Annotated in this window: 7 protein-coding genes and 3 rRNA genes; 2 read left to right on the plus strand and 8 right to left on the minus strand. The window is 68.0% G+C overall.

The features are described 5' to 3' along the window. Positions 1–194: 194 nt before the first annotated feature. From rrf to HS045_RS01180, 3 genes are all read right to left on the minus strand, one after another. Positions 195–311 (minus strand): 5S ribosomal RNA (gene rrf / locus HS045_RS01170). Between the two features lie 132 nt (positions 312–443). Then, positions 444–3,571 (minus strand): 23S ribosomal RNA (locus tag HS045_RS01175). 462 nt (positions 3,572–4,033) lie between these two features. After that, a 16S ribosomal RNA gene (locus tag HS045_RS01180) occupies positions 4,034–5,557 on the minus strand. Together the 16S, 23S and 5S rRNA genes form the textbook arrangement of a ribosomal RNA operon. A 517-nt stretch (positions 5,558–6,074) precedes the next feature. Here HS045_RS01180 and HS045_RS01185 point away from each other — a divergent pair. Both HS045_RS01185 and HS045_RS01190 read left to right on the plus strand, forming a co-directional pair. Further along, positions 6,075–7,223: an AI-2E family transporter gene (locus tag HS045_RS01185; RefSeq protein WP_196449321.1), complete on the plus strand. Its 1,149-nt coding sequence runs from the start codon at positions 6,075–6,077 to the stop codon at positions 7,221–7,223. Positions 7,224–7,227: 4 nt separating this feature from the next. Next, on the plus strand, positions 7,228–7,980 hold the full coding sequence (locus tag HS045_RS01190) for an AraC family transcriptional regulator (protein ID WP_196449322.1): 753 nt from the start codon (positions 7,228–7,230) through the stop codon (positions 7,978–7,980). Here HS045_RS01190 and HS045_RS01195 read toward each other — a convergent pair. The 5 genes from HS045_RS01195 to HS045_RS01215 all read right to left on the minus strand — a co-directional run bounded on the left by HS045_RS01195 (position 7,959) and on the right by HS045_RS01215 (position 14,313). Beyond that, positions 7,959–8,828, minus strand: a complete 870-nt coding sequence (locus HS045_RS01195; protein ID WP_196449323.1) for a hypothetical protein — start codon at positions 8,826–8,828, stop codon at positions 7,959–7,961. The two genes, HS045_RS01190 and HS045_RS01195, sit on opposite strands and share 22 nt — an antisense overlap. Positions 8,829–9,005: 177 nt before the next feature. Then, complete coding sequence (locus HS045_RS01200) at positions 9,006–9,857, minus strand: PhzF family phenazine biosynthesis protein (protein ID WP_196449324.1); 852 nt, start codon at positions 9,855–9,857, stop codon at positions 9,006–9,008. Further along, the gene (locus tag HS045_RS01205; RefSeq protein WP_196449325.1) at positions 9,854–11,308 is read right to left on the minus strand and encodes a hypothetical protein; all 1,455 of its coding nucleotides are present in this window, start codon (positions 11,306–11,308) and stop codon (positions 9,854–9,856) included. Before HS045_RS01205 ends, HS045_RS01200 begins: the two co-directional genes overlap by 4 nt. A gap of 91 nt (positions 11,309–11,399) precedes the next feature. Next, positions 11,400–12,590, minus strand: a complete 1,191-nt coding sequence (locus tag HS045_RS01210) for a nitrate/nitrite transporter (RefSeq protein ID WP_196449326.1) — start codon at positions 12,588–12,590, stop codon at positions 11,400–11,402. A gap of 259 nt (positions 12,591–12,849) precedes the next feature. Beyond that, positions 12,850–14,313, minus strand: coding sequence for a carbohydrate-binding protein (locus tag HS045_RS01215; RefSeq protein WP_196449327.1), 1,464 nt, complete (start codon positions 14,311–14,313; stop codon positions 12,850–12,852). Positions 14,314–14,962: the final 649 nt, after the last annotated feature.

Here is a 14,962-nt window from a genome sequence, read left to right on the forward strand (position 1 = left end):
CTCGGGCCGCGGGCCCCCGACCGCCCGGGCGGCCCGGATGCCCTTCGGACGCGGCCGGCACGGCACCCCGGACCAGCAGACCCCGCACACCCCACGACACCCCGGGAAAACGGATGACACCCCGAACCCCCGGGAAACCCCCCCGAAAACACAGAAAGGGCCGCCCCACAGGGACGGCCCTCTCCACAAAAAATGTCCGGCGGCGACCTACTCTCCCACACCCTCCCGAGTGCAGTACCATCGGCGCTGAAGAGCTTAACTTCCGGGTTCGGAATGTAACCGGGTGTTTCCCCTTCGCCATAACCGCCGTAACCCCATGAAACACACAAGCAGATGCCTGTTGTCTCAGAATTGCCTAGTGGACGCGAGCAAGAACCTCGGTTTCGCGCTGCTCCGGACCCGGCGAAGGATACAGAGCGCTGCAGAAACCAAGCATGAACTTTGAGGTCAAGTCCTCGGCCTATTAGTACCGGTCAGCTCCACACATTACTGCGCTTCCACCTCCGGCCTATCAACCCGGTCGTCTACCGGGAGCCTTACCCCCTCACAGGGTGGGAGACCTCATCTCAAGGCGAGCTTCCCGCTTAGATGCTTTCAGCGGTTATCCCTTCCGAACGTAGCCAACCAGCCGTGCTCCTGGCGGAACAACTGGCACACCAGAGGTTCGTCCGTCCCGGTCCTCTCGTACTAGGGACAGCCCCTTTCAAGTCTCCTGCGCGCGCAGCGGATAGGGACCGAACTGTCTCGCGACGTTCTAAACCCAGCTCGCGTACCGCTTTAATGGGCGAACAGCCCAACCCTTGGGACCTACTCCAGCCCCAGGATGCGACGAGCCGACATCGAGGTGCCAAACCATCCCGTCGATATGGACTCTTGGGGAAGATCAGCCTGTTATCCCCGGGGTACCTTTTAGCCGTTGAGCGACGGCGCTTCCACATGCCACCGCCGGATCACTAGTCCCAGCTTTCGCTCCTGCTCGACCCGTCGGTCTCACAGTCAAGCTCCCTTGTGCACTTACACTCGACACCTGATTGCCAACCAGGCTGAGGGAACCTTTGGGCGCCTCCGTTACCCTTTAGGAGGCAACCGCCCCAGTTAAACTACCCACCAGACACTGTCCCTGATCCGGATCACGGACCGAAGTTAGACGTTCAAAACGACCAGAGTGGTATTTCACCAATGACTCCACCCGAACTAGCGTCCGAGCTCCACCGCCTCCCACCTATCCTACACAAGACGCTCCAAACGCCAATGTCAAGCTGTAGTGAAGGTCCCGGGGTCTTTCCGTCCTGCTGCGCGTAACGAGCATCTTTACTCGTAGTGCAATTTCGCCGGGTCTGCGGTTGAGACAGCGGGGAAGTCGTTACGCCATTCGTGCAGGTCGGAACTTACCCGACAAGGAATTTCGCTACCTTAGGATGGTTATAGTTACCACCGCCGTTTACTGGCGCTTAAGTTCTCAGCGTCGCAGGCTTGCACCCGCTAACCGGTCCCCTTAACGTTCCAGCACCGGGCAGGCGTCAGTCCGTATACATCGTCTTACGACTTCGCACGGACCTGTGTTTTTAGTAAACAGTCGCTTCCCCCTGGCCACTGCGGCCCCCACCAGCTCAGAGCGCAAGACTCGTCACCAGCGAAGGCCCCCCTTCTCCCGAAGTTACGGGGGCAATTTGCCGAGTTCCTTAACCACAGTTCACCCGATCGCCTTGGTATTCTCTACCTGACCACCTGAGTCGGTTTCGGGTACGGGCCGCAACGATGCTCGCTAGAGGCTTTTCTCGGCAGCATAGGATCACCCACTTCGCCACAATCGGCTCGGCATCACGTCTCAAGATACATGAGAGGCGGATTTGCCTACCTCTCTCCCTACACGCTTACCCCAGGACTACCATCGCCTGGGATGGGCTACCTTCCTGCGTCACCCCATCGCTTACCTACTACCAGATCAGGCCAGGCGTTCAGCCTCACCCCCACCCCGAAGGGCAGAAGGGCTTAAGGACCCTTAGTATCACTGGATTCGATATGGGCGCATCACCACGGGTACGGGAATATCAACCCGTTGTCCATCGACTACGCCTGTCGGCCTCGCCTTAGGTCCCGACTTACCCTGGGCGGATTAGCCTGGCCCAGGAACCCTTGGTCATCCGGCGCAGAAGTTTCTCACTTCTGATTCGCTACTCATGCCTGCATTCTCACTCGCACGGCCTCCACAACTCGATCACTCGGCTGCTTCGCCGGCCGCACGACGCTCCCCTACCCATCCACACACCCAGACAGCTCGCGCTGCCAGGCTCAACATGTGAATGCCACGACTTCGGCGGTGCACTTGAGCCCCGCTACATTGTCGGCGCGGAATCACTTGACCAGTGAGCTATTACGCACTCTTTCAAGGATGGCTGCTTCTAAGCCAACCTCCTGGTTGTCACTGCGACTCCACATCCTTTCCCACTTAGCACACGCTTAGGGGCCTTAGTCGGTGGTCTGGGCTGTTTCCCTCTCGACTACGGAGCTTATCCCCCGCAGTCTCACTGCCACGCTCTCACTTACCGGCATTCGGAGTTTGGCTGACGTCAGTAACCTTGTCGGGCCCATCGGCCATCCAGTGCTCTACCTCCGGCAAGAAACACGCAACGCTGCACCTAAATGCATTTCGGGGAGAACCAGCTATCACGGAGTTTGATTGGCCTTTCACCCCTAAACACAGGTCATCCCCCAGGTTTTCAACCCTGGTGGGTTCGGTCCTCCACGCAGTCTTACCCACGCTTCAACCTGCCCATGCCTAGATCACTCCGCTTCGGGTCTACAGCATGCGACTCAAACGCCCTCTTCAGACTCGGTTTCCCTACGGCTCCCCCACACGGGTTAACCTCGCCACACACCATAACTCGCAGGCTCATTCTTCAAAAGGCACGCAGTCACATCACAGCCGCCCGAAGACGGCTACGCTCCTACGGCTTGTAGGCACACGGTTTCAGGTACTATTTCACGACCCCTCACCGGGGTGCTTTTCACCTTTCCCTCACGGTACTAGTGCACTATCGGTCATCAGGGAGTATTTAGGCTTACCAGGTGGTCCTGGCAGATTCACACAGGATTTCTCGGGCCCCGTGCTACTTGGGATCCCCTCCAGCAGTCCAACAGGTTTCGCCTACCCGGCTCTCACGGTCTACGGCGTCCCTTCCCAGAGACTTCGACTACCCACTGGATTTCTCACTGCTCGCGGTCTCGGCAGAAACCGCCAGAAGGTCCCACGACCCCGCACACGCAACGCCTGCCGGCTATCACACGCATACGGTTTAGCCTCATCCGCTTTCGCTCACCACTACTCACGGAATCACATGTTGTTTTCTCTTCCTACGGGTACTGAGATGTTTCACTTCCCCGCGTTACCACCAACCGCCCTATACATTCAGGCGGAGGCAACACCCCATGACGGGTGCTAGGTTTCCCCATTCGGACATCCCCGGATCAACGTCTGGTTGGCGACTCCCCGAGGCTTAACGCAGCCTCCCACGTCCTTCATCGGCTCCTGATGCCAAGGCATCCACCGTGTGCCCTAAAAAACTTGGCCACAAAGATGCTCGCGTCCACTATGCAAATCTCAAACAACAAACAGCCACCGACCCCACCCGCCACCAGACACCCGCACCGGCGAAGACTTCACAAGCCTCCACCCGGCGAACCGGTATGACAGAAGATCGGCCCCGTCCGAGGAACACCACGAACCCTCCCACCCCGACCACGTCGAGGCGAGCCGGAACGCGACCTACCCGCCATCGGCGGGAGCCGCGCCCCACATGGTCCGTTCCCTCAGGACCCAACAGTGTGCCCGGAACCGCACGCCCCCCGGACCGCCGTTCCCACTCCTGAACGCTCTTCCGAAGGAGACGACCAGGCGGTACTAGCCGGCCGGCGACCACGCCGAACCGAATAACCAGTGCTCCACTAATGAGCGCGCCGCGCACCGGACACTCGCCGATGACCGCGACATGGACCAGAACCGCTCACGCGGACCCTGGCCGGTGCTCCTTAGAAAGGAGGTGATCCAGCCGCACCTTCCGGTACGGCTACCTTGTTACGACTTCGTCCCAATCGCCAGCCCCACCTTCGACCGCTCCCCCCCACAAGTGGGTTGGGCCACGGGCTTCGGGTGTTGCCGACTTTCGTGACGTGACGGGCGGTGTGTACAAGGCCCGGGAACGTATTCACCGCAGCGTTGCTGATCTGCGATTACTAGCGACTCCGACTTCATGGGGTCGAGTTGCAGACCCCAATCCGAACTGAGACCGGCTTTTAGGGATTCGCTCCACCTCACGGTATCGCAACCCTCTGTACCGGCCATTGTAGCATGTTTGCAGCCCAAGACATAAGGGGCATGATGACTTGACGTCATCCCCACCTTCCTCCGAGTTGACCCCGGCAGTCTCCCATGAGTCCCCGGCCGCCCCGAAGGACGCCGCTGGCAACATGGAACAAGGGTTGCGCTCGTTGCGGGACTTAACCCAACATCTCACGACACGAGCTGACGACAGCCATGCACCACCTGTCACCCAGTCCGAAGAGGCCCCCATCTCTGAGGGTTTCCGGGCGATGTCAAGCCTTGGTAAGGTTCTTCGCGTTGCGTCGAATTAAGCAACATGCTCCGCCGCTTGTGCGGGCCCCCGTCAATTCCTTTGAGTTTTAGCCTTGCGGCCGTACTCCCCAGGCGGGGCGCTTAATGCGTTAGCTACGGCGCGGAAACCGTGGAAGGCCCCCACACCTAGCGCCCAACGTTTACAGCGTGGACTACCAGGGTATCTAATCCTGTTCGCTCCCCACGCTTTCGCTCCTCAGCGTCAGGTAAGGCCCAGCAAGCCGCCTTCGCCACCGGTGTTCCTCCTGATATCTGCGCATTTCACCGCTACACCAGGAATTCCGCTTGCCCCTACCTACCTCTAGCCAGCCCGTATCGAATGCAGACCTGGAGTTAAGCCCCAAGCTTTCACATCCGACGCGACAAGCCACCTACGAGCTCTTTACGCCCAATAATTCCGGACAACGCTTGCGCCCTACGTATTACCGCGGCTGCTGGCACGTAGTTAGCCGGCGCTTCTTCTGCAGGTACACGTCACCTTCGTCCCTGCTGAAAGAGGTTTACAACCCGAAGGCCGTCATCCCCCACGCGGCGTCGCTGCGTCAGGCTTCCGCCCATTGCGCAATATTCCCCACTGCTGCCTCCCGTAGGAGTCTGGGCCGTGTCTCAGTCCCAGTGTGGCCGGTCGCCCTCTCAGGCCGGCTACCCGTCGTCGCCTTGGTGAGCCACTACCTCACCAACAAGCTGATAGGCCGCGAGTCCATCCCCGACCGAAAAAACTTTCCACCCGCAGGCCATGCGACCGCGGGTCGTATCCGGTATTAGACCCAGTTTCCCGGGCTTATCCCAGAGTCAGGGGCAGGTTACTCACGTGTTACTCACCCGTTCGCCGCTCGAGTACCCCGAAGGGCCTTTCCGCTCGACTTGCATGTGTTAAGCACGCCGCCAGCGTTCGTCCTGAGCCAGGATCAAACTCTCCAAACAATGTCTGAACAGTTGCATCCCGGCTGAAAGCATCCATGATGGATGATCCAACCAAAGGAATCCGTCCTCCCTGCCGCGACGGCGGGGTGGGACGGGGTTGTGCATCATGCACTGGCTTTTAGCACACTGTTGAGTTCTCAAGAAACGGACGCGTTCACCGTCCGACGGGCCCGGAGGCCGCATCTCGCGGGGCGTTCCACTTCGTTGCGTTCCTATCTTACCGTATCGTCCGTTTCGTGTCAATCCGACCCGATTCGTCCGATCCCGGTTCGACCGGAACCGCCCCGTCTCCGGGGCAACCCCTCTAACTTACCTCCACATCCCGTTCGTGTCGAACCGGATTCCGCCGGGACGCACGCGTCCCACCGGAAGAAGCTGATCAGAGGGGGTTCCCGAGGTCCTCGGCGATCTCCGCCGCCCCTCGGGCTTGTGAACTATATGTACGGCCGACACCCCCGTCAAATCAGCTGCACCCCCGTCGGGGACGTGTTCTCCGTCCTCTGGGTAGGTACCGGACGTGACAGATCAACGAGTGCTCCCCCGGCCACTGATCTTGCTGCTCTGCACGGCGGGCGCCGTGGTCACGCTGGCCGGCGTCAAGGCGGTCGGCTCCATCCTCGGCCCGGTGCTCCTCGCGCTGGTGCTCGTCATGGCGGTCTCCCCCGTCAGAACCCGGCTCGACGCGCGCGGCGCCCCCGGATGGCTGCAGGTCGCCATCCCACTGGCCATCGTGCTGGCCCTGCTGCTCGGCATGATGGCCGTCCTGACCCTCTCCGTCGCGCAGCTGGCCGGCCTGGCCCCCACCTACGGCGACCAGTTCGGCGAGATCGTCGCCCAGCTGCGGGGGTTCGCCGCCCGGCTGGGGATCGGCGGCCCGCAGATCGACCAGGCGATCAGATCGTTCGACCCGGGCAAGGTCTTCACCTTCGTGCAGGGATTCGCCTCCGGACTGCTCGGCGCCTTCTCCGGCCTGGTCCTCATCGTGGTGCTGCTGCTGGCCATGTGCCTGGACGCGCGGTCCTTCGCCACGGTCCTCGCCCACGGCGCGGCCTCCCGGCCGAAACTCGTCGCCGCGCTCGACGACTTCGCCCACAAGACCCGCCGCTACCTGGTCGTCTCCACGGTCTTCGGCCTCGTCTGCGCCGCGCTGGACGCCGCCGCGCTCTGGGCGCTGGGCGTTCCGCTCCCCCTCCTGTGGGGCGTCCTCGCCCTGATCACCAACTACATCCCGAACATCGGCTTCGTCATCGGGCTCGTCCCCCCTGCCCTGCTCGGCCTGCTGGAGGGCGGGTTCGAGACCATGCTCCTGGTGATCGCCGCCTACATCGCGATCAACTTCGTGGTCCAGTCGCTCATCCAGCCCAAGTTCCTCGGCGACGCGGTCGGCCTGTCCACGACCGTGACGTTCCTGTCCCTCATCGTCTGGGCGTTCGTGCTCGGTCCCCTGGGCGCCCTGCTGGCCATCCCGCTCAGCCTGCTGGTCCGCGCCCTGCTGATCGACAGCGATCCGCGCGGCGGGTGGGCCGCGGCGCTCGTCTCCGGAGAACCCCCCCAGGGAGAACCCGGTCGCGAGCCCCCCGACCAGGAGGATCGCGGGGATCGCGAGCCGGCCCCGCCCGCGGCCCCGGGGACCGCGCCCCCTTCCGGGGCCTCCGCCGTACCCTGATCCCATGTACCGCGAGTGGGCTCCCGATCCGGCCCTCGCCCACCGGCTCGCCTGCGTCTGGACGCGCGTCACGACGTCCGCCGGCACCGGGCTGGTCGTGCCCGACGGATGCGTCGACCTGGTCTGGGGCCCCCGCGGGCCGCATGTGGCCGGGCCCGACACCGGGCCGATGCCGGTCGCCATGTCCCCCGGTGACCGCTACACGGGGATCCGGTTCCGGCCGGGGGCGGTGGGCGAGGCGCTCGGCGTGCCGGTCGAGGCCCTGCGGGACCAGCGGGTGCCGCTGGCCGACCTCGGCGGACTGCCGGAACTGGACGCCGAAGCCGTGGCGGCCGCGATCACGGCCGCCGGGACCGCCGGCGGCGGCGACGGTGGGAGCGGGAGCGGGGGCGTCCGGAAGGTCCTCGGGACCGTCCAGGAGGCGCTGGCCGTACGGCTGCGCGCGACGCCGGGACCGGACCCCGCCGTGCCGGTGGTCGCGGCGGCGCTGCGGACCGCGCGGAGCGTCGGGGAGGTCGCCCGGGACCTCGGGATGAGCGAGCGGCAACTGCACCGGCGGTGTGTGCGGGCGTTCGGGTACGGTCCCAAGACGCTGCAGCGGGTCGTCCGGTTCCAGCGGGCGATCCGGCTGGCCGGGCGCGGCACCGCACTGGCCGAGGTGGCGCTGGCCAGCGGCTACGCCGACCAGTCGCACCTGTCCAACGAGGTGCGGCGGCTGGCCGGCGTGTCCCTGCGTCAGCTCGTCAGCCGGCCGTAGGCCTTGAGGGTCCTCAGCCGCGCCACGGTGAGGAAGCCGCCCCACTCGTGGGCGACGATCGGCGTCCACATCGGGAAGTTCGGCGCCCAGCCGCCGTCCCCGCCCTGCTGGTCGATCAGCGCGTCCAGGTGCGTCTCCAGAACCTCCTCGCCGAAGAGCGGCAGGGCGCCGGGCTCGGGGACGAAGTCCAGCGGGAAGTGGGCCTCGCCCTCCGCGGCCGGGTCGAGGGAGACGGTGGCCAGGATCGCCTCGCGGAGCCGCGCGAACTCGTCGTGGGCGCGGTCGCGGTCCGGGGCGTGCTCCAGGAAGTGCAGGATCGCGCGGGCGGTGTAGGGCTCGATCTCGCTCGTCCCCTCTATGGCGGCCCAGGTGAACGCGGTGGCCGGGCCGAGCCACGGGTGGTCGATCTTGTGCTTGTGCAGCAGGCCCGCGATGGAGGCGGTCGGCACCAGGGAGCCGGGCGGGTCGTCAGGGGTCTCCCACCAGGGCGCACGGGGTGAGGTGCGCACACTCGGCAGCACGAACGGCACTCCCCCGTCGGGCGCGGTGACCGTCAGCAGGTGGTCGCAGGCGCGGGTCACCATCGGATCGTCGAACGCGTCCAGCTCGTCGAGGATCCAGAACGCCACCTCGACGGGCTCGGGCTGGCTCTCCGGCCCCCGCAGGTCCGGCTCCAGGGCGTTGCCGAATCCGCCGTCGGCGTTCTGGTAGCCCCGCAGCACGGTCAGCACCCGGTCCGCCGGTCCGCCGTCGAGCAGCCGCTCTCCCCTCAGCCGGTCGATCAGCCGGGCGTTGAGCAGCAGGTGGCGCCTGGCCGCGGCCAGGGCGTCGTTCGTCAGCGTCTTCATGCCTCCGACCGTACGCCCGGCCGCCGGCGGCGTCTTGCAGGAATCGGACGCGCGCCGCGGCGCCCGCCCTCCATGTGATCAGGGATCCGGGAGGCCGGGGCCGCACGGTCGGAGCCCGTACGGAGCCCGTACGGAGCCCGTACGGACTTCGCATGGAGTCCGGGAGGGTTCGGGAGGTCAGGGGGTCGGCATCGCGACGGCCCCGCCGCTCACCCGGGTGCGGCCGTCGGGCTCGGCGATCGAGACCTTCAGCTCGCTCGGCCGTCCCATGTCCACCCCCTGGATGACCGTGAACTCCCTCACCGCGTCCTCCAGGACCCTGAGGTACCCGCCGAACGCGGCCGCCGCGGCCCCGGTCGCCGGGTCCTCGACCACACCGCCCACCGGGAACGGGTCGCGCGCGTGGTAGCGCCGGTCGTTCTCCCGCCAGAAGAGGTTCACGGTCGTCCAGCCGTGGCGGGTCATGACCGACCGCAGCGCCTCGAAGTCGTAGTGCAGGTCCGCCAGCCGCTCGCGGGAGGCCGCGGCGAGCATGAGGTGGTGGACCCCGCCGAAGGCGACGTGCGGCGGGAACGCCGTGTCCAGGTCGTCGCGGGACCAGCGCAGCGCGGTGAGCGCCTCGTCCAGCGCGTCCTCGGCCACCGGCGCCGAGCGGGTGGGCACGCTGGTGAGGGTCGCGAGCAGCGTCTCTCCCTCGACACCGGTCTCCACGGCGATCTCCCCCGCGTTGGTGCGGAAGGTCAGCGGACCGGTCCCGAGCCGTTCGGCCAGGGCCACCGCGGTGGCGATCGTCGCGTGCCCGCAGAAGTCGACCTCGGCCGAGGGCGCGAAGTAGCGGACCCGGAAGACGCGCCTGTCGTCGTCGCGCGCGGTCAGGAAGGCGGTCTCGGAGTAGCCCACCTCGGCGGCGACGGCGCGCATCTCCTCGGCCGTCATCTCCGCGGCGTCCAGGATGATCCCGGCGGGGTTGCCGCCCGCGGGATCGTGGGTGAAGGCGGTGTAGCGCAGGACTTCCACATTGTTCCTCACACTTCCGGGAACCTAGCAGCCGCCGTTTCACGGACCGGGTCCCGGACCGTGCTCCGCTCGGCCGGTCGGGCGGGGGCCTTTTCCGGGGCCCGCCCGCAGGCGATCGAGATCCGCCGGTCCCAGGGCATGGCGTAGACCAGGATCGGGAGCAGCGCCACCGAGGCCTGGGCCCACGCCGCGTGCTGGGTCGACCAGATCTCCCAGGACTGGGTCATGGGGAGGTAGCCGTACCCGGCCCACAGGCAGACGCCGATGATCGCGGGCCAGGCGAAGCGGGCAGGGGTGGGGCGCGCGACGAGGAACGGCATGAACCACAGCAGGTACTGCGCGCCGAGGCGCGGGGTGACGACCATGAAGGCGAGCAGCACGGCGGTGGTCAGGTCCACCGGATCGGCGCGGCGCCACAGGAAGGCCGTCACCAGCACCGTGACGTAGATCAGCCGGGTGCCGAAGGTGGCGATCCCGGAGTCGAGCGTCCAGTCGCCTCCGACGAGGATCGCGCTGTAGCCCCACTCGCCGACGATCGGGCGGATGTCCCCGATCGTGCGTAGGGCCTGGACGATCTCGTCCAGGGAGGCGTTCAGGAGGAGGGGCTCGGTGACGATGAAGAAGACCGGCATGATGCCGGTCGCCACGAACGCGACGGCGCGGGCCCGGACGGTGGGCAGCAGCAGGAGCATGCCGGGGATCAGCCAGATCGGCCAGCTCTTGGCGCACAGGGCCAGGCCCATCAGCAGCCCGGCGTACAGGGCGCGGCGCAGCGCCGCCCGGTCGCCCTCGCGCGGGGCGAGCCCCCGGGCCGTCCCCTGCCGCAGCGCGCGGCCGATCCCGTACTCCCTCGCCCGCCGTACGGCGCCGCCGAGCCCGTGGACGGCGACGGCCCGCCGGACGTAGGCGACCGGGTCGTGGCGCAGGCCCGGACGGTCGGGGTCGCCGGGGCCGCGGGCCACGACGAAGGCGGCGACGCCGAAGACCAGCGCGACCGGCTCGACCTGGCCGTGCACGGAGGCGATGAGGATGGCCAGGGGGTTGCAGGCGTACTGGAAGGCCCGCAGGGAGGCCGCGGGTCCGCCGGCGAGCCTGCCGACCAGGGGGATGAGGATGATGTCGGCCACCACGGTGACCAGGCGGCCACCCCACTCCCACGGGATGCCCAGCCAGAGCAGCAGGCCGTACGCGTACGGGATGGTCGGCAGGAAGTGCCAGCCGCCCTCGCTTCCCAGGACCGGGTCCTGTCCGTTCAGCACCGCCTCGCCGGCGGGTTTGAAGCTGTTGACGAAGTCGACCGGCTGCCACGCGCTGGTGGCCGCGACGGCCATGATGAGCAGCCGGAAGCCGACCCCGACGGCGAGCACGACGGGCAGCGACGGGCGCCATCCCCTCCACTGCGCGACGACGGCGAGCACGACACCTGTGACGAGGACGATCCCCGTGAGAATTGCGTTGTCCATGGCGGCCCCTAGCCTGCCGGATCCGGGGAGCGGACGACCACCCGCACGGGGAAACGGGACCTCCTCTTCCGGACTCGCGCCTCCCGTGCGGTCAGCTCCGCGCGCCGGGCCGCCCGGCGGCGGGGAACGCCCTGCGGGTGTAGAGCAGGGCGGCCAGCGCGGTCGCGGCGAGCAGGACGTAGCCCACCGTGTAGGCCCCGAAGGCGGAGTAGACCACGCCCATGACCAGCGGCGGGAAGTAGCCGCCGAGCCCTCCGGCGGCGCCGACCAGGCCGGTCACCGTACCCACCCGCGACGGTTCGACGAGCTTGGCGACCAGGGCGAACACCCCGCCGGTGCCGAAGCCGAGGAAGAACGCCATCACCACGAAGGTCAACCCGGCGGGGATCTCCGGGGGCGGTTCCAGCACCAGGACGAGCGCCATCACCACGGCGCCGGCGAAGGAGGCGGTCAGCACCCTGACCGGGCCGATCCGGTCGGACAGGATCCCGCCGACCGGCCGGGCGATCACCGCGGCGATGGAGAACCCCGCGGTGCGCAGTCCGGCCTCGGTCTGCGTGAACGCGTAGACGTTCTGCAGCAGGGTGGGCAGGTAGGTGGAGAAGGCGACGAAGCCGCCGAAGGCGACGGCGTACAGGAACGCGCACTGCCAGGTCGCCCTGATCCTCATCGCGTCGCGCATGCGGGGCAGCGCCGGCTCCGTGGACGGCTTCCAGGCGGGCGAGTTCCTGCTGAGGAGCAGCATCACGACGCCGGTGACCGCGAGGGCCGCGGCCATCAGCAGGTGCGTCTGGGCCCGGCCGACCGCCTCGACCAGGCGCGGGGTGAGGAAGGCCGACAGCGCGGTGCCGCCCATCCCTGCGCCGAAGACGCCGGTGGCGAAACCCCTGCGGGCCGGTTCGTACCAGGCGTTGACGAAGGGGACGCCCACCGCGAAGGACGTGCCGGCGACGCCGAGCAGGAAGCCCCAGAACAGCAGCGCGCCGTACGAGCCGGACCAGCCGACGCCGAGCACCGGGATGATCGAGACGAAGCAGATGACGGCGAACATCAGGCGTCCGCCGAGCCGGTCGGCGAGCATGCCCACCGGGATGCGGCCGAGCGAGCCGACCAGGACGGGGATCGCGACCAGCATGGAGGTCTGGGTCGGCGACAGGTCGAGCTGCTTGCTGTAGGTCCTGGCCAGGGGGCCGATCAGGTTCCAGGCCCAGAAGGTGACCGCGAACGCGGTCGTGGCGAGGATCAGGTTCGGCGTCTGGCCGCTGCGAGGTTCGTCCGGCATGCGGCCCTACTACCCGCGATTTCCTGACTTCATGTGGCCGGAGGGACGGATGGGGCGCGCGCGGCGTGTGCGGAGGGCCTCGCCGCCGGGGATCCGTCTTCCCCGGCGGCGAGGGGCTCATCGGGCGGACGGCGGGCGGGGCCGCCCTCCGGCCCGCGGCCCGCGGGACGCGGGACACGGGACACGGGACACGGGGCCGCGGGGCCGCGGCCCGCGCTCCCGGACGCGGGGCCGCACCCGGGGTGCGGCCCCGCGTCCGCTAGAAGCCGGCGGTGATCCGGGTGAACTCCCAGTCGGCCTGGGAGATGCCGCTGCAGTTGGAGGTCACGCCGCCGCCGGGGCAGCCGCGGTCGCGGTTGACCGACCAGTAGGCCAGCCGGGTGAGGCCCTTGGACTTCGCCCAGTCGGTGATCTGCCGCCAGGTGGCGGGGGTGGTCAGCTCCTGCTGGTCGGACAGGCCGTTCATGCCGGAGATGCCCATGCGGGCGTAGGCCTGCGCGTCGCTCCAGCCGTGGGCGGCCTTGAGCGCGTTCTTCAGGCCCTCGGCCGCGTTGACGGTGTCGCGGTAGATGTCGGAGGCGCCGAAGTCGAACGGCATGATCGTGTAGTTGTCGATCGGCACGTTCAGCGCCCTGGCCTGGTTGATCAGGCGCAGGCCGTGCGTGTTCGGGCCGGTGGTGGTGGTGCCGAAGGTCACCACGACCTTGACGTTCGGGTTGTTCTGCTTGACGATCTTCAGGCCGTTGAGGATGCGGTCCTGGACGGTGTGGTTCTCGAACTCGTCGGTGTTCTCGATGTCGAAGTCGACCACGGCCGGGCCGACGGCGTCGATGACCTGCTGCACGGCGCCGGCGAAGGCCTGCGGGGTGGCGCAGTTCGGGCCGAGCTTGTTGCCCTGCCAGCCGCCGAAGGAGATCTGCACGCTGCCGCCCGCGGCCTTGATCTGCGAGATCGCCTGCGCGTCGGCGCCGCCGGTCAGCGGCCGGTTGCCGTCCCAGGCGGGGGTGCAGCCGCCGCTGGACAGGATGAACGCCATGGTGAAGGACGTGACGCCGGTGGCGCTCATCACCGCGGCGGGGCTGGGCGGGTTGCCCCAGCCCATGTAGAGGTACGGCGCGCCGGGCATCCTCCCGCCGGGCTGCGGGTCGACGCAGCCGTCGGTGGTGACGGTGACCGGACCGCTCGCGGCCGACTCGCCCTGGGCGTTGTAGGCCTTGACCGTGTAGGTGTGCGTGGTGCACGCGCCCAGGCCGGAGACCGTGGCGCCGGTCCCGGCGGTCTGGGCGCGCTGGGCGCCGCCCTCGTAGACCCGGTAGCCGGACACGGTGCCGGACGAGGCGTTCCACGCCAGGGAGATCGAGTTCCCGGTCTTCCCGGTCGAGTGGAGGTTCGCGGGGGCGCCGGGCACGCCGGGCTGCGGGGTGGGGTCGCCGCCGGTGACGCGCCTCCACAGCGCGGGGACGTTCGGCGGCTCCCAGCCGGGCTGGGAGGTGTGGCCCTGGACCGCCTCGTAGTCGGCGCCGCCGTAGGTCACCCGGGCGCCGGTGGCGTAGGCCGTCCACGCCTGCCACGGAGCGGCGGCGGACACGGCGCTCCTTCGGAGGGCGGTGTCCGCCGGGACGGCGGCGGTGGCGGAGTTCGCGGTGGCGGCGCCGGCGGTGAGCGCGGCGGAGGCCGTCGCCACGGCGGCGAGCAGGACCAGGGGGGTGCGTCGTCGTCTCATGGGCCTTCCTGGGGGAGGGTCGCGGGATGCGGCTTGACGGTCGTGGAGAGGTTCCCGTCGTCCGAGGCGTTCCGGTTGCCCGGCCCGGCGGGAGGCGACCGTACGGCTTGCGCCCCGCCGGGGATCCCCGGTCGGGGGTCGGGGAGGGCGGGGCGCGAGCCGTACGGCGGGGAGGGCCCGCGCCCGCGGATGCAGGAGGGCGGGGTGCGGGCCGTGGTTCCGGGTGACGGTGCGGCTGGGTCCGCGCCGACGCGGACCCCGGTCGGCGCGGACCCGGCCGGCGCGGACCCGGTCGGCGTCGGCGGCGGCCGGGGAGGTTTTCCCGCTTGTCAGGTCGTGTCAGGGGCAGGGGTGCGCCGCGGTCGCCCCCACCGCGGCCAGGCCGGGGCGATGCGGCGGATCGACCTGGCGGGCAGACGGGGACCGCGACTCCGGAGACCGGATTTACGCAGGTGGACGAGGGTCAAGGGGGGTGCGAACGGGTCACGGCCACTCCCATTCGATTCTTCTTTTAGGAAAGTTTCCTAAGAGTTGTGGTGATCGTAGCCTTGACAACGGGCCTCCACAAGACCCAAAGAAAGCGGTTTTCCCGTGCCGGACCGCTCGCGCCGGCGACCCCTCCCGCGCCCCGCGCACGGGGCCCGCGGGC

This window comes from Planomonospora sp. ID82291 (assembly GCF_015711645.1).
GTDB lineage: Bacteria > Actinomycetota > Actinomycetes > Streptosporangiales > Streptosporangiaceae > Planomonospora.